Raw genomic sequence first — 20,624 nt, forward strand, 5'->3', positions numbered from 1 at the left:
TAAAGGTACAATTAAAGCGTAAATCTAATATTGTTTAGGAATTAAATAGCACTAAAAATTTATTTGCTACTTTTGCAGCTAATTTTTTAAGCATGCAAAAGTTAATATCCTATCCAATTTCAGTAATTTATTACTTGTTGTTTGGTCTTACTTTATTGGTTTTTCATCCCATACAATGGGTATGTTTTCGTTTTTTCGGATATCAAGCGCATAAAATAAGTGTTGATTATTTGAACTTTTTTCTATTAAAATGCACTAACTTAGTAGGAACGACTTATAAAGTTGAGAATAAAGCGATCATTCCTACAGGAGTTCCTTTGATTTTTGTGGCAAATCATCAAAGTATGTATGATATTATAGCAATGATTTGGTTTTTGAGACGTTTTCATTGTAAATTTGTAAGTAAGAAAGAATTGGGTAGCGGAATCCCAAGTGTTTCTTTCAACTTAAGACACGGAGGCTCTGTGCTCATTGATAGAAAAGACCCTAAGCAAGCTATTCCCTTGATCAAAGGTTTGTCGCAGTATATCGAGAAGCATAACCGAACAGCCGTTATATTTCCAGAAGGTACAAGAAGCAAAACGGGTGAACCCAAAGAGTTTGCTCAAAGTGGTTTTAAAATATTATGTAAATATGCACCATCGGCCTATGTGGTTCCTATAACGATTAATAATTCTTGGAAAATGGTTCGTTACGGATTTTTCCCGGTTGGTTTGGGTAATAGTTTGCGATTCACTATTCAAACCCCATTAAAAGTAAGTGACTTTACTTTTGAAGAACTAATATACAAAGCAGAAATCGCGGTTAAAAAAGATATACAATTTTAAAATAATACACAATGTCAATAAAAAATATTAGATTAGAAGTAATGCAGTTTTTAGAGAAGAGGGTGGACAGCTTCGTTGACCAATATCTAATTCCTGTAGAAGAAATTTGGCAGCCATCTGATTTTTTACCCAATTCTGAAAGTGATAATTTTCTAGAAGAGGTAAAAGAATTACGTGAAATATCAAAGGATTTACCTTATGACTTTTGGGTTGCTATGGTAGGAGATATGATTACTGAGGAAGCTTTACCAACTTATGAAAACTGGTTGATGGAAGTTGAAGGAGTAGACAATCTTGAGCGCAATAGTTGGGCAAAATGGGTACGCCAATGGACTGGTGAAGAAAATCGTCACGGTGACTTATTGAACAAATACATTTACTTATCTGGTCGTGTAAATATGCGCGAGGTAGAGATGACTTCTCAACATTTGATCAACGATGGTTTTGATATCGGAACAGGTAGAGATCCTTATAAAAACTTTGTCTATACTAGTTTTCAAGAATTAGCAACTTATGTGTCGCACAATAGAGTTTCGCAATTAGCGAAAGGATATGGAGATAAAAAATTAGCTAAAATGTGTAAGATGATTGCTGGAGATGAAATGCGTCACCATCATGCTTATAGCCATTTTGTTACCGAAATTTTTAAGGTAGACCCAAGCGAAATGATGCTAGCTTTTCAATACATGATGAAAGCTAAGATTGTTATGCCTGCACATTTCTTAAGAGAATCAGGACAAAAGATTGGTTCTGCTTTTGAACAATTTTCAGATTCTGCACAACGTATCGGAGTTTACACAGCCAATGACTATGTAGACATCATGCAAAAATTAATTGTGAAGTGGGAAATTGATAAAATGGTTGGTTTGACAGATGAAGCTGAGAAAGCACGTGATTACCTAATGAAATTACCAGGTAGAATGGCCAAGATCTCAGAGAGAATCGTTATACCAAAAGAATCACACATCTTTAAATGGGTAGAGCCAGCAAGACTGTAATAATCCTATCGCTGGAATAATTGAAATGCTGATTTTTAAGTTTTTTAAAACTTTAAAATCAGCATTTTGTATAAAATAAGATATTTAAGAAATGAGTTTAGATTTAATAAATAATACAATCACTTTTGTAAAAGAAAAGTTGGAAGGTGCTGAAGGTGGTCACGACTGGTTTCACATTGAAAGAGTTTATCGAAATACACTATTAATTGCGCAAGAGGAAGAATGCGATCTAACTGTGGTAAAATTGGGTGCATTGTTGCACGACATCGCTGATAGTAAATTTCATGGAGGTGACGAGACAGTAGGACCAAAGACTGCTAGACTATTTTTGGAGGCGCAAGAGGTAGATGAAGCGACAATCGCTCATGTTATTGCAATCATTGAAAATATTTCTTTTAAAGGAGGAAACTTTGATAAAAAGTTCAGTTCAAAAGAGTTGGCTGTTGTTCAAGATGCAGACCGTCTAGATGCCATAGGAGCTATCGGAATCGCGAGAGCATTTAACTATGGGGGATTTAAGAATAGAGCCATGTACGACCCGTCTATTGATCCTAAAATGAATATGACAAAAGAAGAGTATAAAAATACTACGGCGCCTACAATTAATCATTTTTATGAAAAATTATTATTGTTAAAGGACACTATGAATACTGCTTCTGGGACTAAAATTGCTACGCAGAGACACGAATACATGCAAGGATTTCTTTCTCAATTTTATGCAGAATGGGAAGGTGAATTATAATGCCTTGAAATTATAAAAGTCAAAACATGCTGAAATACTAAGTGGTAGCAGTATAGTTAAAATTTAAATTTTAATTGTACAGCTACCACTTCTTTTTTCTCTGTAGTCTCTGTGTTGAGGTTGCTCATTGAAATTCCTAATAAGCGTACAGAATTTTTCATACGCTCTTGGTAAAGCAGTTCTTGAATAGTTTCCATAATTAAACCTTTGTCTGCAATGTAATAAGGTAAAGTCTTAGAACGGGTCTGCTGACTAAAATCACTGTACTTAATTTTCAATGTTACTGTTTTTCCAGAAACATTGTTTTTTTTTAACCTGCCTTCAAGTGTAGTGGCAATACCTTGCAATTGTTCTAACATGAAAATTTCTGAAGAAAGGTTGGTATCGAAAGTATGTTCTGCGGCAACTGATTTAGAAATTCGATCAGATTTTACGGGACTGTTATGGATGCCTCGAACAACATTGTAATAGAAGCTGCCTGATTTACCAAAATGCTTTTCTAGAAACTCGATCGATTTTGATTTTAAGTCAGTCCCAGTAAAAATACCCAACTGATACATTTTTTCAGTTGTAACTTTTCCAACCCCATAAAATTTACGAATCGCTAAGTTTTCCAAAAAAGCTTCTATTTCGTCGGGTTTGACTGTTTTTTGACCATTGGGTTTGTTGTAGTCACTGGCAATCTTTGCTACAAATTTGTTTGTCGAAATACCTGCAGAAGCCGTTAAACCCAATTCGTTAAAAATTCGGCTGCGAATTTCTTCGGCCAAATTGCTGGCACTTGGATTTCCTTTTTTGTTTTGAGTAACATCAAGGTAGGCTTCATCTAGAGAAAGCGGTTCGATGATATCGGTATATTCTTTAAATATAGCTTGTATTTTTTTCGAAATTTCTTTGTAACGCTCAAAACGGGGTCGAACGAAAATTAATTCGGGACAGTTCTTTTTTGCTTGGATACCGCTTATTGCAGATCGCACTCCAAATTTTCGAGCTTCATAACTAGCTGCGGCAACCACACCTCGGTTTTCAGATCCACCAACAGCAATCGCCTTACCTCTCAATTCGGGGTTATCCAATTGTTCTACAGATGCATAGAAAGCATCCATATCAATGTGTATAATTTTTCTATTGAGAAGTGGTTCTTCCATGTTACAAATTTAGGCATGATTTACATTGAGTTGTAAAAATGTTATAAAAATAATTTACTTTTGAAAGTGAAATAGCCCAGATGGCAGCGGTAGTCCCGATGGCGAAAAGTTATTTTTTATGGGAGAGGTAGAGCGACTAATAGAAGCTCCTACAGCGAACAAATAAAAAAACTTTTAAACTGAGGGCTAAAGCGAACAGCTGGATTTAGCTCCTCAATAATGATACTCAAAATTATGATAGAAATAGAACGTAAATTTTTGGTTACCTCTGAAGCTTATAAAGCAGAAGCATTTTCTGAAAAGAGAATTAAACAAGGTTATTTGAGCTCCGTTCCCGAAAGAACAGTTAGAGTGCGTACGAAAGGAGATTGTGCATTCTTGACGATAAAAGGAGCTTCAAGTGAATCTGGAATGTCACGTTTTGAATGGGAAAAAGAAATTCCAGTCGAAGAAGCCGAAAAATTACTTTTGTTGTGTGAAAAAGGTATTATTGATAAAACTCGATATGAAGTCAAGTTGAAAGATAAAATCTTTGAAATTGATGAGTTTTATGGAGAAAATGAAGGGCTAGTTATGGCAGAAATTGAATTACAATCGGAAGCAGAGACCTTTGAAAAACCTCTTTGGTTGGGAGAAGAAGTCACTACGGATCCTCGCTTTTACAACTCTTATTTGAGTAAAAATCCGTTTAAATCGTGGACTATTTAGTTGAGAACCTCTTCGATGGTTACTACCATGATACCGATTCCTTTATTTTTGGCGATTTCCATAAATCCTCTTCTTGTAAGGTCTAATTCGCGACCTCTAGAGAACGGACCTCTATCGGTAACCTCTACAATGATAGATTTACCACTTGCTTGATTGGTTACTTTTAATTTGGTACCAAACGGAAATTTACGATGTGCTGCAGTATAGGAGTTATTGTCAAATTTTTCTCCACTTGCCGTGCGCCTCCCATTAAACTTATCGTGGTAATAGGAGGCATTGGCATCTTTTTTAAAAAACTTAAGCTTTAAGCGTGGTTCTTGACGCACACTGTCTTTAGAAGATTTTATAGTGTCTTTAGTAGGATTGGATTTTTGGAAGGAAGATCTTAGTTTGTCGATTATTGGAGTTCTACTAAAAGCAAATCCTATAATTGTTATTAAAAAAAATAGTGTAATCGATTTTCTCATTTTAACTTTTTTAATTGTGATCCTTTTTGCAAAAACCATACCTAGAGATTAAAACTTCAAAAAAAACGAAGTTTAATCTATTTTATTTCCACAAATTCCATGGTATTCTACTTAAGATAAGCAATAAACCTAGTCCGTAGAAAATAGAAAAAGTTTTAAATTTAGATTCGCTTGTAATCAATTTTTTGTGCTTTGACCAACCTATTGTTATTAATGTGATAGCAATAATATTAATTAGTGGATGCTCTAGAGAAGTCATACGTAATACTTTGTCTGACATTTGACCTAAAGAAGAAAAACCTAAAGGAGAAACAAAGTACAATACCAAGCCAATAAGCAATTGGGTATGTGTTCCTATCAAAGCCATGATACCAACTTTTCTATCCCAAGGGGTAAATTCTTTTTTAGAAAATAAACCAATAGCCGAATTGACTACCGCTAAAACCAACAAAAACAGAGCTAAATAAGCCCAGCCAGAATGCAATTCTTTAATGATATTGTACATAAATGATTATTTTTTTAAAACAAATATAAGCAAAAAAGCCATAAAAAAAAGGCTTAACGCTTCATAAACGTTAAGCCTTTTCAAATCTACTAGCTACATTGTTACTACTTATTCTCAAGAAAGTAATTTAGTAAAAAAGATGTAGAACCCTCATGTTCTTGCACTGTCTTCGAATTTATCTGTAATAAAATAGAATTCACCATTTGTTTTACTAACGTAACACCTATTGAACAAAACTAAAAATATACAAGATAAGTCCTTCTTATGCTGGTCCTTCTTTAATGCTTTATTCAAAAAATAATTAACGTAAAAAAAAACCGCTTCGTTTGAAGCGGTTTTGATTTATTTAGAAAGTAATTTACATTCGAAAATCCAAATTAAATCTAGCAAAATTCTTTAGTTTAGAAAGAATACTTAGCCCCCAATTGAAGTTTCCAAGTTTGAGCATAGTTGCGGTTGTAATCATATGTTGTAACAGGATAGCTACCACTAACTTTATTAAAGGAATAAGAAGGAGTATTACTAGCATCTTTACCATCATATTTTAATATTCTACCATTACCTGAGATGTTGTTATTTTTTTGTACACCCCATTCTGAGTTTAAAATATTCCCTACGTTTATGAAATCCATAGTAAATTGTAAAGTATTATTTCTTCCAGCTACTTTAAAATAATACTCACGTACCAATCTTAAGTCAAAACTATTCACCCAAGGGCTACGAGCTGCATTAGCTTCAGCGTATTTACCTTTATTCGCTTTCAAATAGCTATCTTGTTCCATAAAATTAAAGAATGCATCTTCATCAGCAGTAGTGGTGAATTTAATATCCCCTTTAGCTTTTGGAATATAAATTAAATCTGTTGCAATACCATCACCATTCATATCATTTGAATAAGTAAAGCTATATCCATTTGGAGAGTACCCTGTATAGAATACATTGACAAACGTAGAAGATTTTAATAAATTATTTGACCAAGGAAGTCTATAACCAGCCGATCCTATTACTCTGTTTGGTACCACATACTGAGAACGTTGAAGCTCTGGCAAATGGGGTCCATTAATTGTATACAATCCTGTATATGCAGATCCTGCATTACTACCTGGCATACCAGAAATTTCTTGTGATTCTGTATAAGTGTAGGCCGCCATTAATTTTAAATTTTCTACTGGCTCTGCGTTAAGTGTAATATTTCCTATTGCACCCCAGCCTTCATCTGTGTTTGATAAAACATAGGCATCTTTTGCAGTATATGTATAATTAGCCTTAGTTGGGTAAATATATCTATCATCAGAACCTGAAAAACGTTGCCATGTATCATCTGGTTGTTTTAGGTTATAATTTTTAAGCATTACACCATTTAAGTTTTTCGTATATATTCCTTCTACTGTAAGTGAAAATGGGAAAGAAACTGGAACTTCATAATCAAAAGCTAAAGAAGATTTCCATACTTGCGGCATTTTGAAATTTGGGTCAACACTATTTATTTGACTTGGCAGAACTCCATCGGCAGGTGTGATCGTATTTGGTAAATTCAACCTTGAAATCATTTCATTTACATCTGTAATCATAGGACCAGCTAAGCTTGCTAGAGCAGGGTTAACTGTTTTTACAGAACCATCTGCGTTGTATGTAGTTGTAGCAGTATAACTACCTTGCACCATACCTGAATTTGTTGGCATATTGGTAAAGAACACTAATGGTAATCTTCCAGAGAAAATACCAGTTCCTCCACGAAGTTTCATCGTTTGATCACCTTTTATGTCCCATGAGAAACCAACTCTTGGAGAGAATTGAACATTTGCTTCTGGCCATTTACCTGTGTCAATGCTTCTTCCACCAAAATCTAATGCAGCTATTGCATTATTTGTCAAGATATTATCTTCATACTTTAAATAATCTGCACGTATTCCGTAAGATAATTTAAATTTAGGATTAATACTCCACTCATCTTGTGCATAAAATCCAAATTGGTTGAAAGCAACTTCAGCAGTTGGATTTTTTTCACCATTATAACCATAAGTAAGAGCAAAATCTCTTGGAGCAGCTTGATTAAGAAAATCATCAATACTAGCGTAGCGATAATATCCAGTTCCATTTCTCATGTAGGAGTTATTTGCTAACTGATGTTCAAAACTAAACCCGCCTGTAATTTTATGTTTGTCTAGGTAGTAAGTCAAATTATCTGTAACTGTGAATGTGTTATTATTAACAGCATTGTTCCAAGTAAATAGTTCATAACCTGCAGAAATATAAGGCTCAAGAACTTGATTTCCTGTTGCTGTTTTACCATTCATAATATCAATAAATGGAAATGGAGAAGAATCTGAACCACGCGCATCTTGTATTTTTGAAGTTGTAACAAGAAGTTGGTTTGACAATTTATCTGAAATTCTACTATTTAAATCAAATGATAAGGAATTTACAATGTTATCTACAGAATAGGTAGAATTAGAAAATGCCATTGAGTATTGTGAAATACGGTCCATAGTAGTGTTACGGAAACCAGCATCAGTAGAATTTCCATTTGTAGAATTCCAACCTTGGTTTTTAGTGTGGTTATATCGCACACTAAATTTGTTTGCGTTATTGATGTTCCAATCCACACGAACAAGAAGTTTTTTATTTGTTTCATCTGCAGGATAATCACTATACGAACCTGGATCATAACCATAGTTAGTAATTAAATGCTGTTTTACTCTTTCCATATCTGCAATACTTGTGCGTGAAAGAGACAAATCTAGGTTGGCAACACCATTTTCTGAAGGTCTATACGTAACAACTTGTCCTGGACGAACTATAGATTCTGCATTAACGAAAAAGAATAATTTATTTTTAATAATTGGACCTCCAAATGTCGCACCATAAGTTTTTGTTGACGATTCTGGACGTACTCCAAAATCAACATCACCAACTTTATTACCTCGCATATCTTGGTTCGTTAAATAAGTATAAGCGGTACCTTTGAACTTGTTAGTTCCAGATTTAGTAATCGCATTTATACCTCCACCAATAAAATTTGACTGGCGAACATCAAAAGGGGCAATCACTACTTGAATTTCTTCAATAGCGTCTAATGAAATTGGGCTTCCTCCACCTGGCAGATTAGAGCTTAATCCAAAGTTATTATTAAAGTTAGCACCATCTATTGTAAAGTTAGTTGAACGACCGTCACCACCCGCTAGACTCATTCCATTTGCATATGGAGAAAGACGAGCAATATCGCTAATACTTCTATTAATCGTAGGCATGGCAATTAACTGCTCATTAGAGATATTTGTTGTTGCACCTGTTTTATCTGCTGCAAACTTTGTTCTCTTTGTAGAAATAATTACTTGATCTAAGGAAACATTTTCTTCACTTAAAACTACATTATGAGCATAAGGTGCACCCAGTCTAATCATAATATTATTAGTTACGTTTTTTCCATAACCCATGTAAGATACTTCCACACTGTAAGGACCACCAACACGCATACCTGGTAAGTTGAAATAACCTTCACCATTGGTAACGCTTCCGTAGGTAGTTCCAGAGGGAGTATGTGTTGCAACCACTGTTACACCAACAAGAGGTCCCACTGCGTCTGTAACTCGACCATTCATACTTGATGAAGTTACTTGAGCTATCGAAACTGTAGCAAATAAGAAAGCTACAGTCAGCAATAAAAACTGATTAATTTTTTTCATTGATTTGATTTTGAGTTTAAAAATATTGGCAAAATTATAACATTTCAATTAGGATATGTTATCATAACGTTAATAAATTTGAGATCAGAAGATCACTTCTAAATTATAATGAATTTGTCATTATGATCTCTAAATAATAACACTTATCGAAATACTGCTGATCTTTTTTTATCAAATCAATAATTAAATTAATTTTTAACATTGAAAAAAAACTGTTAAAAATAGCAAAAAGCTATTTTTAAACACAAAAGGCACTGAATTTTAAAATTCAGTGCCTTTTATAAACATATAAATAACTGTTATTTATTATTTAAAAAGTAATTTAATAGGAATGAAGTAGAACTATCGTGTTCCTTTACTGTTTTCGTGTTGATTTCTGATAAAATAGAATTGGCTAGTTGTTTTCCTAACTCAACTCCCCATTGATCAAAGCTAAATATATTCCAGATAATTCCTTGTACAAATATTTTATGCTCATACATTGCAATTAAAGATCCAAGAGTTCTTGGAGATAATTTTTCGATCAATATAGTATTGGTAGGTTTATTACCAGTAAACACTTTGAAAGGAAGGAGGTATGCTGCAGTTTCAGCATCTAAGCCTTGTTTGTCGAATTCAGCTTGTACTTGAGGCGCTGTTTTCCCATGTAAAAGTGCTTCAGTTTGGGCAAAATAATTAGACATCAACTTATCATGATGGTCTTGGTCTCCATAAAGAGGTTTTACATACCCAATAAAATCGGATGGTATTAATTTTGTCCCTTGATGAATTAATTGAAAAAAAGCATGTTGTGCATTGGTTCCTGGCTCACCCCATATGATGGTTCCTGTTTGGTAATCTACTGGTTTTCCATCGCGTCCAACGCTTTTACCATTACTCTCCATAGTCCCTTGCTGTAAATAAGGTGCTAGTTTTTGTAAGTATTGCGTATATGGAATCAAAGCTTCGCTCTCTGCTCCAAAGAAATTATTATACCAAACACTTAACATTCCCAAGATGACAGGGATATTTTGATCAAATTCAGAGGACTTAAAGTGAGTATCCATGTCATTTGCACCTTCGAGCAATTGCTCATAGTTATCATAACCTACAGCTAGACTAATAGTTAAACCCACTGCACTCCATAATGAGAAACGTCCTCCAACCCAATCCCACATCGGAAAAACGTTGTCTGGATTAATTCCGAATTCAGTAACTTTTTGCATATTTGTTGATACAGCGACAAAGTGTTTCGCAACATCTTCTTGCTTTGCAGCAGTTAAAAACCATTTTCTAATGGTTTCTGAATTTGTCAAAGTTTCTTGTGTTGTAAACGTTTTTGATACGATTACAAATAGAGTTGTTTCAGGATTTAATTTTTTTATAATCTCATTTACATGATCACCATCAACATTGGATACAAAATGAACATTTAAATCATTTTTATAGAATTGTAAAGCTTCTACAACCATTGCAGGTCCAAGATCAGATCCTCCAATACCAATATTGACTACATCTGTAAATACTTTGCCAGTGTATCCTGTACGTTGGCCAGATACTACTTCATTTGTAAATGCTTTAATTTTCGCTTTTACTTCATATACTTCCGGAATCACGTTCACTCCATTTACATTCACAACCTCAGTTTCTTTGGCTCTTAATGCAGTATGAAGTACGGCTCTATTTTCTGTTTTATTAATAATGGCACCACTAAAATAATCTGCAATGGCATCTTTTAGTCCCATTTCGTTTGCTAACTCTAACAGTAAAGCAATCGTATCTTGACTTATATTATTTTTAGAATAATCGATTAAGAAATTATTCCACTGTATGTTGAATTTTTCTGTTCTAGCTGTGTCTTCTTTGAACATTTCTTGCATTGGAACATTTTTGATTGCCTCAAAATGTTTTTGAAGTTTGCTCCATGCTTGGGTTTTTGTAGGATTGGTCGTTTGTAAAGCCATTTTATTTTTAGTTCAAGTTTTTTATTATTATTGTAAAAATACTGAAAATCATTTTAAATGAATGTGGGTTTTTGATTAAAAAATATATTTTAATCTTGCTCAAATGAATCATAATAAAAAATGAGAATCATTATCTAGTGATGATGATTCTCATTTTATGATTGTTGATTTGCTATTATTTCTTTGCAAGTTACAAATTCCCTATACTATCTAATTCTCTTCTAATAGGTTTAATGGTTTGTAAGTATCTTGATTTATCAGATCCAGTCATCGGTTCTCCTGAAGGTAAGTTTAGTTTTAGAGCATCTACTTGTACGCCATTTTTCCAAAATCGGTAACATACGTGCGGTCCCGTTGCTAGTCCCGTACTACCTACTTTTCCAATCACTTGTCCTTGCGATACACTTTGACCACGACGGACCAAGATTTTTGACATATGCAGGTATTGCGTAGAATAGGTACTGTTATGTTTTACTTTTACGTAATTTCCGTTTCCTGCAGTATACCCCGTCATCTCTACTACACCTGCTGCAGTTGTGGTAATTGGTGTTCCTGTTGGTGCTGCATAATCGGTTCCTTTATGCGCTTTCCAGCGGTGTTGTACGGGGTGAAAACGGCTACCAGAAAAGCGGGAAGAGATGCGGCTGAACTTGATTGGGGTCTTTAAAAATAAATTCTTCAAAGTTTTTCCTTCCTCGTCGTAGTATTCTACTTTTCCAGTAGAGATGTCTTTGACAAATGGGAAAGCATATTTGATTTTACCTTTATATTCAAAAAACATTCCTTTTAACTCGTCCACACCATTGTAAATAGAATCATTTACAAATCGCTCTGTAAAGACAATTCCAAAACGGTCTCCTTTTTTTAATTTAAAGAAGTCAATTGTCCAAGAATATACTTTAGTTATTTGACTGGCTAATCCTGTAGAAACATTTGCTTTGTCCAATGTTTCAGATAAAGAGCCTTTTAAAACGCCCCCAATTATTTTTTCTCGAATGGTGATTGGTCTCGTTTTTTTATGAGCCACCACAAGAGAATCTCTAAAATCAAAAATATAATAATTTAATGCATCAGGTTGGTACACAAAAACCTCCAGTTTATTGGTTTTATTTTTAGATCGAAACATTGTAAACGCTTTGTTTGGACGAATAACACGAACATCAAAAGTGTCTTTTACAGCTTGTACAATGTCGTGGATTTTGCGATCACCTATATTTTGTTTTTCGATAATGGTACCAAAAGTATCTCCTTTTCTAACGGTGTCTTGGATAACATTGTAGTCGGAAAAATTAAAACCGAAATCGGAATGTTCTTTTTTTGGTTTGGTAACTTTTTGAATCTCCACCTTTTTTTCGGTTTGATTGCAAGAGATTAATGTTGTTAGTACGATGATAAGGGAGACTATTTTATTCAAACTTGAGTTTCTTTATTATGGTTCAAACCTGCTTTTGTAGTTTAAAAGAACTAATTAATATCTATTTTGATTTGATCCTGAAAGGATTTTTCAAACCTTTAAAACCATCTAAATCGGCTTTAATTGACCCTACTGCAAGATTGGCTTTTATTCGAACAGGAAGACGATTATTATCATCAGAAATCCAAACTGTTAAGCTTTCTTCTTCCTTGAAAACGCGTCCAGATTGTACCAATGGACGAAAAATCATAGAGGGAACAATTCCAAATTTAGTATTAATATCTTCACGACCAATGTACTTTAACTTAAATTTGGTGGTTTCATCATCAAAAAACATATCAATAGCAATTGATTCACCAACTTTCAATTTGTCAATACTAGGATGATTTCTTAGGTAATAAAAAGACGAAAGTATGTCTTGTGTGTTGTGCGGAATTACAAATGTTTTTTCGCTTTTGTTCTTGTAGTCTTTAACGACTATTCTGTTTGATGATTGATTAAAGAAACCTTGTTGGTTTTTGGTGTAACCACCCTCATCTATTTTACGAGTGAACAAATAAGGATTTCCAGTATTTTTATCAATGTAACTTTCGTACAAGTCATCAACTTTAAAAAGAAAGCGTGACATTCCCGTTGTGTAACCTTTACCTACAACTTTATAAACTTTTTTATTGTCCATGACAGCGTCTTGAACTTCTAGCGTTGCATAGCCTGCATTTACAATACCATAATGTATTCTAAATTTAAACCATTCGCCTGTATCATAAGCGTCTTCTTTTGCGGAATCAAAACCAAAGGTGGTTATAAGGAGTAATAAGAATAGTAATTTTTTCATAGGTAGATATCTTTATATTTTATCAGCCTTATGAAATTCGTACTACTATGTTGGGTTTGTAGATCCAACTATTTGTAAATACGCTTTTCATAATTTAATCTTGTTTATTGACTTGGAATGCAAATTCTATTCCAAATATATTAAAACATAAAAACTCAGTCAAATAATGACTGAGTTTTTATACTATTAACTAACCAAAAAACTATAAATTATGAAATTTATATCAAATAGGAAGGAAACCACCCCTTCCGTTTTGTGATTACAAAGTTAAGTAAGAACGTTGATTATTTTGCATCAAAAATGATAATTTTGGTACGATTTATCAAGTTGATTCATAAAAACGGTTATTTTTTTACATATTATAAAAAAAACCTATAATTTCTGTTATCCTAATAATTATAGACCTAAAGCTTTGCGATAAAAAACTGTGTTTAAATTGTATTTTTGACGTTTTATAGTCTAAAACACAAATCCAACGCTAATCCAAGTGTAACCATCAGAGTTATCTGGTGTCCATGTATGCTTAATTTCTATAGGACCAATAATTGTTTCCAAACCATAACCTACTGCATAGCCTGAGTATTTTGGAACTGACACCCAGTCATTTATATTCTCAAATATTTTATTTCCAACATTTGCAAAATTGGCAGAAAAATTAAAATGGTTGTTTTTGTAAAATTCATAATCAATATTCCCCATTGTTTTTATGTAACTATTTCCGGCAATACTCAAGAAATCATAGCCATAAAATGGTTTAAAATTGTTAATAGGATTAAAACCGTAGCCACCCAACACAAAATTCAAGAAAGGAACACTCTTATCACCTGCAGAAAATCCAGCTTCGTTTTTAAGAGTGACAGTAAAATTATTAAAAAGTGTAAAGGCTGCGCCAATTTCACCTTTTACAATTGTGTAAGGAGTAAACGCTTTTGTATAATCTGATGAAGTTAGGTAAGTATGTACGTCACCAGAAAAGCTGTATCCTTTTGATGGAAAATGCTTATCATCAAAACTGTCGTATTTAGCATATCCAAAAGCACTCAAGTAATTACTGTTATCTATTACTGGGTCGTTATTATTAATGGTCTCTGACTTAATATTCAAATGTTTGAGTTCTAACCCGCCACCTACGAGAAATTTTTGAATAAATAGGGATTGAAAGTAAATTTGATTGGTCAAATCCCAAAAATCAATATTCACCGTATTCATACTTAAAAATGCAAAGTCATAATTTTCTGGCGTACTGGTAATATTTCTATTAAATTGATTAAAATTCGATTTAAAACCAATATTGAAATTATAGCCATTTTCAATATAATAATCAAAATTGTAACGAACATTATCCCCTAGAACTAGGTCTAAAGAGGCGATATCATTCTTAAAGAAACGTTTTTTTTGTGTCAAATTTATTAAAACACCACTCTTATACAATTCATCATAATGCAAACCAAACTTCAAATAAGACTTGATAGGTTCTTCTCTTAGAACTAAATTTAAGTCTACGGCGTCAGAATCTTCGGTTGCAGTTAGGTAATAGTTAATACTATTAAAATTATGCGTGGCATCAATGTTATTAATTCCTCGCTCGAGTTGCTTGTAATTTATTTTTGAACCTGCTTTAAAACGTAGTTTCCCAGTTATGTATTCGCTGGTGTAGTTGTTTAACTCATTGCAATTAATATTGCGTATCGTAAGATTTTCAGATGCTAATTTTAATGGTGGTTTCACATAAATTTCAGTCGTATCTGCCAATACTTTCAATTTTTCATAAACAGAGAAAGCCGCTTCTTCACCTTTTCTAATGATGGCAGCTCCTTTGTCAAAAGAAATTACACCATAATCTTTGATATTGGGTTTTATATAGATATCTGTTTGCTCTATATTGTTCTTCATTGTTTCTATCGAATGCAGATTAGTGATTTGCACCAATATCTTGGTTGCATCATTCAAAGATTTTTTACGCAATAAATCATCTTGCACATCTACACCTATTATAATGTCGGCACCCAATGCTCTAATTTCGTTAATAGGGTAGTTGTTAGTAACACCACCATCAATCAATAAATCACCATTTAGTTCTATGGGAGAAAACAGTGAGGGGAAAGCAGCACTAATAAGCATGGCTTGAGCTAAATTTCCTTTGTCAAGTATTACTTGTTTTCCAGTTTCAATATTCGATCCTATACATAAGAAAGGGGTTGGTAAATTATTGAAATCTTCTGTGTATTTTACATTTCGAGTTAGTTTACTCAATAAATTAAAATTGTAAAGGCCTTTGGATAAAGCCTCTGGAATTCCTATTCTAAATTTATTAAAAGGCAAAACGAGCGCATAACGTTCATCATTCCCTTTTTCATAAAAGTTTTTTGAGGCACGAGGGATATAGTCACTTAATAGCTCATCAAAGTTGGTGTCGTTAAAAATAGAATCCAATTGTTTGGCATTGTATCCTGCTGCATAAAGACCACCAACAATTGCTCCCATACTTGTACCACCAATGTAATCTACTTTTACACCTGCTTCCTCTAGTACTTTTAAAACACCGATATGTGCAAATCCCTTAGCTCCACCACCACTTAATACGAGACCAACCTTGGGCCTTTCTTGCTCTTGTGCATTCATATTAAATGTTGCAAGAAGTATAAGAATGATTAAAATGGATTTACGCATGTATAAAAATTGTGTTTCAATAAATAGCATTGATAATATTTAGGGGGTTTTGGGCGCTGCTTGTGTTTTGTAAAATTCGACTATTTTTTTGGCTTTAGACAATCCTATGACGTCTGATATTTCTTTTTCGGATACCAATTGCAATCTTTTAACACTTTTAAAGTGTTGAATAAGAGTAAGCATGGTCTTTTCGCCAATTCCAGGAATTGATTCTATAGAGCCATTGAGTGCCTCTTTGCTACGTCGGTCTCTATGATGTGTAATTCCAAAACGGTGCGCTTCATTACGCAATTGTTGAATCACCTTTAATGTTTCTGATTTTTTATCCAAATACAATGGAACCGAATCTCCCGGATAAAATAATTCTTCGAGTCTTTTCGCAATTCCGATAATAGCTATTTTTCCACGCAATTCCAGCGCATCCAAACTTTTTAATGCCGATGACAATTGTCCTTTACCACCATCAATAATAATCAAATTGGGTAGAGGCTCATTCTCATCTTTCAGACGTTTATAACGGCGGTACACCACTTCCTCCATAGAAGCAAAATCATCAGGACCTTCAACAGTTTTGATGTTAAAATGGCGGTAATCTTTCTTACTTGGTTTACCGTCTTTAAAAACTACACAAGCCGCAACTGGATTGGTACCTTGAATGTTTGAGTTGTCAAAACATTCAATGTGTCTCGGTTCAACAGGCAGTCGCAAGTCCTTTTGCATTTGTGCCATAATACGATTGGTATGACGATCAGGATCAACAATTTGCAATTGCTTCAATTGTTCAATTCTGTAAAATTTAGCATTTCTAATTGATAAATCTAAGATGTGCTTCTTATCTCCCAATTGGGGTACCGTCACTTTAATTTCTTCACCCAGATCTATAGTAAAGGGAACAATTACTTCGCGGGACAATAACTTGAAACGTTCACGGAGTTCAATAATTGCCAACTCCAGCAACTCTTCATCTGTTTCGTCAAGTTTCTTTTTAATTTCCATCGTGTGTGAGCGAATTACAGACCCGTGCGAAATTTGTAAAAAATTCACATAAGCAGCACCTTCGTCAGATACTATAGAGAACACATCGATATTAGTTATTTTTGGATTGACAACCGTAGATCTCGACTGGTAATTCTCCAAAATGGTAATTTTATCTTTAATTTTTTGAGCTTCTTCAAAGTGCATGTTTTGAGCCAAGTCCATCATCACTCTTTTGAAGTCTTTCATACTGCTTTTAAAATTCCCTTTCAAAATTTCACGAATAGCATCTACTTGCGTCTGATAATTTTCTAAAGACTCATAACCCTCACAAGGTCCTTTGCAGTTTCCTATATGGTATTCTAAACAAACTTTGAACTTTCCCGACTCAATATTCGATTTTGTCAAATCCAGATTGCAGGTTCGTAATGGGTATAATTCTTTAATTAAGTCCAAAATAGTATGAACAGTTTTGAAACTTGTATAAGGTCCAAAATATTCTGACCCATCTTTAATCATTCTTCTCGTAGCAAAGATTCGGGAGAAAGGTTCCTTCTTAATACAAATCCATGGGTAACTTTTATCATCACGAAGCAGTACATTGTATCTAGGCTGTAGCGTTTTGATTAAATTATTTTCCAACAGCAATGCATCAGTTTCTGTTGGGACAACGATATGCCTAATAGTTACAATTTTTTTTACCAACACATTAGTCTTGGCCTGATCATGAACTTTATTAAAGTAAGAGGATACTCTTTTTTTTAGATTTTTAGCCTTACCTACATACAGAATCTTCCCGTCTTTATCGTAGTATTGGTAAACGCCTGGCCCATCTGGCAAGGTTTGTATTTGAAGTTCAAGACTTGGTTTTTGCATTATATAGTTGTTTCAACAAATAGATTTCAACATTTAACTGTTACGTTATCATAAGATAGCTCACGTCTTCGATTATTACTTTGGGCGTGCCACCATTAAGAGATGAGGCTCTTGCAGTTTGCGCGTACAAAGCCTCATCTCTTACTGCTGTCGTGCTATCCGCGCTACTTCGGTAGCTAGCTTCTATCACTCACGCAAACCTATCACTTTTCAAAATTTTAATTTTCATCAGAAAGCAAAAAAAGACATTGTAAGGTAATTGAATATTATTCGTGTTAATTCGGCTATTTCGCACCAAAAAAATGTTGTTTTGTATCGATTTATCCAAAATTACGAATTTCAGATAATAATTTCTACATTTAGGCTTTATTTAAGATATGAAGAATAACAAACCGTTAATTATATTAGGAGAAACAATTTTGCCTGGACAAAGCAAAACGATCGACATGGAGATTGCAAAACTCCACAATGCCGCCAAATTAAAAATCCCTGTCATAATTCAACGGTCAAAAATTGCTGGACCTACCGTACTTTTTTCTGCAGGAATTCACGGTGACGAAATTAATGGTATCGAAATCGTGCGTCAAATCATATCCAAAAAAATAAACAGGCCCAAACGCGGAACCATCATTTGTATCCCGATTATTAATATGTTTGGATACATCAATATGTCGCGCCAATTTCCAGATGGTCGCGATTTAAACCGCGTATTTCCAGGAACAAAGAAAGGATCATTGGCAAGTAGATTTGCTTACCATGTGATCACAGAAATTTTACCCCATATTGATTATGCAGTTGATTTTCATGCAGGTGGCGCAAGTCGCTTTAATGCGCCACAACTTAGAATAATTCCCGATAATGAGGAGCTAAAACTTTTGGCTGATATCTTTAATGCTCCTTTTACTTTGTTCTCCAAAAATATTGCAGGCACTTTTAGAAATTCTTGCCAAAAGACCAATGTTAAAATGCTGCTTTTTGAAGGTGGTAAATCATCAGATATTAATGATGCCGTTGCCCAATCGGGTATTGAGGGAGTCAAACGTTTCTTGTCTTTCCTATCCATGCTTGATCCCAAACATGATGTTCAGTATAAGGAAACCGATAGTATCTATATAAATAAATCTACTTGGTTGCGTGCGAAGTATTCGGGTATGTTACACGATCATAATAAAATTGGAGAATTTGTCAAAAAAGGAGATGTTTTGGCGACTATTACCGATCCTTTTGGAAAGTTTGAGCAAAAAGTGAAAGCTCCAAATGATGGTTATATTATCAACGCCAATCATTCGCCAATTGTTTATCAAGGTGATGCTGTTTACCATATAACTAAGAGTTTGTACAATGAACCAAAATAAGAAAATACTTCGTGCTAAATATAAAGCACTTCGTCTGGCTTTAAGTACCGAAGAAGTAGAGGAGAGGAGTCTTGCTATTGCAAACCAATTAATTACATTTCCTATTTGGGACAAAACTTATTTTCATATATTTCTTCCTATTGCGGAGTATAATGAGGTAGATACAGAGTTAATTTTACATTTATTGTCGGGTAAGGACAAAGAGATTGTAATCTCCAAAGCCGATTTTGATTCGAGAATTATGACTCATTACTTATTAACGGACAATACCAAAATCAAAAAAAATGAATACAATATTCCGGAACCCGTAGATGGACTTGAAGTACCTTCATTAAAAATTGATGTCGTTTTTGTACCCTTATTAGCTTTTGATCAAAAAGGACATCGGGTGGGTTATGGTAAAGGATTCTATGACAAATTCTTATCAGAATGCAGACCAGATACGATTAAAATAGGTCTGTCTTTCTTCGATTCAGAACCTTTTATTGATGATGTTTTTGAGGGAGATATCGCTTTAAACTATTGTATTACTCCAAATAAAATTTATAAGTTTTAAGTGCAAAAAATACACTAACTCGGTTACTGTTTTTTTCATCATCTACTGTTGTAAATAACAAATACAAAACCATATTTACTAATTAACCCCGACTGCAGCGGCATCCTTGTGGGGGCTGGCATTTTGCCCTCACAAGATACAGCGAAAGGCGGGAATTCTATTATAAGGTAGTACAACAGTTTTCCGTTTCTTAATATATCAAAGTACAAAATAAAAAAAACGGACAAGCTACTGCTCATCCGTTTCTCATAATATATGTGGGTCTTTGCTTAATTTTCTTTTTGAAAAGCTTTCTTATTAAACACAATCAAAATACCAACTCCGGTAGAGATTGCTACATCAGCTACATTAAAGATGGCGTTGAAGAATGTAAATTCTCTTCCGCCTATAACTGGTAATGCGTCTGGTAAAAATCCATGCCATATAGGAAAGTAAAACATATCTACCACTTTACCATGGAACAAGGTGCCATATGGTTGGTCGCTAAAAAGGGTTGCTAAATGGGAATTACTGTCATCGAAAATAACACCATAAAAAACGGAGTCAATGATGTTACCAAATGCACCAGCAAAAATTAAAGCAATAGCTACTATAAGGAAATTAGAACTTTGTTTTTGCTCTACGGCATCCCATAACCAATATCCTATTCCGCCAACAGCAAAAATTCTAAAAACAGTTAGAAATAATTTTCCATATTCTCCAGGTATTTTAGTACCCCAGGCCATTCCTTCGTTTTCAACAAAAAGTATTTTGCACCAGTTAAAAATTTCGACTTCCTCTCCTAAAATAAAATTTGTTTTTACGAAAATCTTTGAAACTTGATCAACCAATAAAATAAGGAAGATTAAGAGGTATGCTTTTGCTAATGACATTATAATTTTTTTAAGTCTGTAAAAGTAATCATTTTGAGTAAAAATAG

General features: G+C 33.9%; 16 protein-coding genes. 6 read left to right on the forward strand and 10 right to left on the reverse strand.

Annotated elements, in window-relative coordinates; genetic code table 11:
* Positions 1-92 precede the first annotated feature (92 nt).
* The 3 genes from LXH21_RS05915 to LXH21_RS05925 all read left to right on the forward strand — a co-directional run bounded on the left by LXH21_RS05915 (position 93) and on the right by LXH21_RS05925 (position 2,567).
* A complete protein-coding gene (locus LXH21_RS05915) occupies positions 93-827 on the forward strand; it encodes a lysophospholipid acyltransferase family protein (protein WP_239863337.1) in 735 nt (244 codons plus the stop codon).
* Between the two features lie 11 nt (positions 828-838).
* A complete protein-coding gene (locus LXH21_RS05920; protein WP_239863338.1) occupies positions 839-1,825 on the forward strand; it encodes an acyl-ACP desaturase in 987 nt (328 codons plus the stop codon).
* A 91-nt stretch (positions 1,826-1,916) separates the two neighbouring features.
* Positions 1,917-2,567 (forward strand): HD domain-containing protein, encoded by a 651-nt coding sequence (locus LXH21_RS05925; RefSeq protein ID WP_239863339.1) that lies wholly within the window; start codon positions 1,917-1,919, stop codon positions 2,565-2,567.
* Between the two features lie 56 nt (positions 2,568-2,623).
* On the opposite strand, the gene dinB is transcribed toward LXH21_RS05925, so the two are convergent.
* Positions 2,624-3,715: a DNA polymerase IV gene (dinB, locus tag LXH21_RS05930; RefSeq protein ID WP_239863340.1), complete on the reverse strand. Its 1,092-nt coding sequence runs from the start codon at positions 3,713-3,715 to the stop codon at positions 2,624-2,626.
* Positions 3,716-3,949: 234 nt separating this feature from the next.
* On the opposite strand from dinB, the gene LXH21_RS05935 reads away from it, so the two are divergent.
* Positions 3,950-4,423 carry a CYTH domain-containing protein gene (locus tag LXH21_RS05935; RefSeq protein ID WP_239863341.1) on the forward strand — a complete coding sequence of 158 codons (474 nt, stop codon included), beginning with the start codon at positions 3,950-3,952 and terminating at the stop codon, positions 4,421-4,423.
* On the opposite strand, the gene LXH21_RS05940 is transcribed toward LXH21_RS05935, so the two are convergent.
* The 8 genes from LXH21_RS05940 to uvrC all read right to left on the reverse strand — a co-directional run bounded on the left by LXH21_RS05940 (position 4,420) and on the right by uvrC (position 17,794).
* Positions 4,420-4,890 carry a septal ring lytic transglycosylase RlpA family protein gene (locus LXH21_RS05940; protein ID WP_239863342.1) on the reverse strand — a complete coding sequence of 157 codons (471 nt, stop codon included), beginning with the start codon at positions 4,888-4,890 and terminating at the stop codon, positions 4,420-4,422. The two genes, LXH21_RS05935 and LXH21_RS05940, sit on opposite strands and share 4 nt — an antisense overlap.
* Positions 4,891-4,972: 82 nt before the next feature.
* Positions 4,973-5,395, reverse strand: coding sequence for a hypothetical protein (locus LXH21_RS05945; protein ID WP_239863343.1), 423 nt, complete (start codon positions 5,393-5,395; stop codon positions 4,973-4,975).
* Between the two features lie 401 nt (positions 5,396-5,796).
* Positions 5,797-9,081: a TonB-dependent receptor gene (locus LXH21_RS05950; protein WP_239863344.1), complete on the reverse strand. Its 3,285-nt coding sequence runs from the start codon at positions 9,079-9,081 to the stop codon at positions 5,797-5,799.
* Positions 9,082-9,380: 299 nt separating this feature from the next.
* Complete coding sequence (gene pgi / locus LXH21_RS05955) at positions 9,381-11,024, reverse strand: glucose-6-phosphate isomerase (RefSeq protein ID WP_239863345.1); 1,644 nt, start codon at positions 11,022-11,024, stop codon at positions 9,381-9,383.
* 190 nt (positions 11,025-11,214) lie between these two features.
* Positions 11,215-12,438 (reverse strand): peptidoglycan DD-metalloendopeptidase family protein, encoded by a 1,224-nt coding sequence (locus LXH21_RS05960; protein ID WP_239863346.1) that lies wholly within the window; start codon positions 12,436-12,438, stop codon positions 11,215-11,217.
* Positions 12,439-12,499: 61 nt separating this feature from the next.
* The gene (locus LXH21_RS05965) at positions 12,500-13,273 is read right to left on the reverse strand and encodes a DUF3108 domain-containing protein (RefSeq protein WP_239863347.1); all 774 of its coding nucleotides are present in this window, start codon (positions 13,271-13,273) and stop codon (positions 12,500-12,502) included.
* A 459-nt stretch (positions 13,274-13,732) separates the two neighbouring features.
* Positions 13,733-15,973 (reverse strand): patatin-like phospholipase family protein, encoded by a 2,241-nt coding sequence (locus LXH21_RS05970; RefSeq protein ID WP_317208781.1) that lies wholly within the window; start codon positions 15,971-15,973, stop codon positions 13,733-13,735.
* A 9-nt stretch (positions 15,974-15,982) separates the two neighbouring features.
* The gene (gene uvrC, locus LXH21_RS05975; RefSeq protein WP_239863348.1) at positions 15,983-17,794 is read right to left on the reverse strand and encodes an excinuclease ABC subunit UvrC; all 1,812 of its coding nucleotides are present in this window, start codon (positions 17,792-17,794) and stop codon (positions 15,983-15,985) included.
* A 377-nt stretch (positions 17,795-18,171) separates the two neighbouring features.
* On the opposite strand from uvrC, the gene LXH21_RS05980 reads away from it, so the two are divergent.
* Positions 18,172-19,149 (forward strand): succinylglutamate desuccinylase/aspartoacylase family protein, encoded by a 978-nt coding sequence (locus LXH21_RS05980; RefSeq protein WP_239863349.1) that lies wholly within the window; start codon positions 18,172-18,174, stop codon positions 19,147-19,149.
* Positions 19,136-19,705 (forward strand): 5-formyltetrahydrofolate cyclo-ligase, encoded by a 570-nt coding sequence (locus LXH21_RS05985; protein ID WP_239863350.1) that lies wholly within the window; start codon positions 19,136-19,138, stop codon positions 19,703-19,705. Before LXH21_RS05980 ends, LXH21_RS05985 begins: the two co-directional genes overlap by 14 nt.
* A 269-nt stretch (positions 19,706-19,974) precedes the next feature.
* On the opposite strand, the gene LXH21_RS05990 is transcribed toward LXH21_RS05985, so the two are convergent.
* Positions 19,975-20,577 carry a lipoprotein signal peptidase gene (locus LXH21_RS05990; protein WP_239863351.1) on the reverse strand — a complete coding sequence of 201 codons (603 nt, stop codon included), beginning with the start codon at positions 20,575-20,577 and terminating at the stop codon, positions 19,975-19,977.
* Positions 20,578-20,624 lie beyond the last annotated feature (47 nt).

It is taken from the genome of Flavobacterium algicola (assembly GCF_022399565.1).
Classification (GTDB): domain Bacteria; phylum Bacteroidota; class Bacteroidia; order Flavobacteriales; family Flavobacteriaceae; genus Flavobacterium; species Flavobacterium algicola.

What these genes read in the sequence shown, in the direction of transcription:
- LXH21_RS05970 (WP_317208781.1), bottom strand. Translation starts at nt 15,973, where the DNA reads ATGCTATTTATTGAAACACAATTTTTATACATGCGTAAATCCATTTTA.
- LXH21_RS05940 (WP_239863342.1), bottom strand. Translation starts at nt 4,890, where the DNA reads ATGAGAAAATCGATTACACTATTTTTTTTAATAACAATTATAGGATTT.
- LXH21_RS05935 (WP_239863341.1), top strand. Translation starts at nt 3,950, where the DNA reads ATGATAGAAATAGAACGTAAATTTTTGGTTACCTCTGAAGCTTATAAA.
- LXH21_RS05980 (WP_239863349.1), top strand. Translation starts at nt 18,172, where the DNA reads ATGAAGAATAACAAACCGTTAATTATATTAGGAGAAACAATTTTGCCT.
- LXH21_RS05925 (WP_239863339.1), top strand. Translation starts at nt 1,917, where the DNA reads ATGAGTTTAGATTTAATAAATAATACAATCACTTTTGTAAAAGAAAAG.
- LXH21_RS05945 (WP_239863343.1), bottom strand. Translation starts at nt 5,395, where the DNA reads ATGTACAATATCATTAAAGAATTGCATTCTGGCTGGGCTTATTTAGCT.
- LXH21_RS05950 (WP_239863344.1), bottom strand. Translation starts at nt 9,081, where the DNA reads ATGAAAAAAATTAATCAGTTTTTATTGCTGACTGTAGCTTTCTTATTT.
- LXH21_RS05990 (WP_239863351.1), bottom strand. Translation starts at nt 20,577, where the DNA reads ATGTCATTAGCAAAAGCATACCTCTTAATCTTCCTTATTTTATTGGTT.
- LXH21_RS05985 (WP_239863350.1), top strand. Translation starts at nt 19,136, where the DNA reads ATGAACCAAAATAAGAAAATACTTCGTGCTAAATATAAAGCACTTCGT.
- LXH21_RS05920 (WP_239863338.1), top strand. Translation starts at nt 839, where the DNA reads ATGTCAATAAAAAATATTAGATTAGAAGTAATGCAGTTTTTAGAGAAG.
- dinB (WP_239863340.1), bottom strand. Translation starts at nt 3,715, where the DNA reads ATGGAAGAACCACTTCTCAATAGAAAAATTATACACATTGATATGGAT.
- pgi (WP_239863345.1), bottom strand. Translation starts at nt 11,024, where the DNA reads ATGGCTTTACAAACGACCAATCCTACAAAAACCCAAGCATGGAGCAAA.
- LXH21_RS05915 (WP_239863337.1), top strand. Translation starts at nt 93, where the DNA reads ATGCAAAAGTTAATATCCTATCCAATTTCAGTAATTTATTACTTGTTG.
- uvrC (WP_239863348.1), bottom strand. Translation starts at nt 17,794, where the DNA reads ATGCAAAAACCAAGTCTTGAACTTCAAATACAAACCTTGCCAGATGGG.
- LXH21_RS05965 (WP_239863347.1), bottom strand. Translation starts at nt 13,273, where the DNA reads ATGAAAAAATTACTATTCTTATTACTCCTTATAACCACCTTTGGTTTT.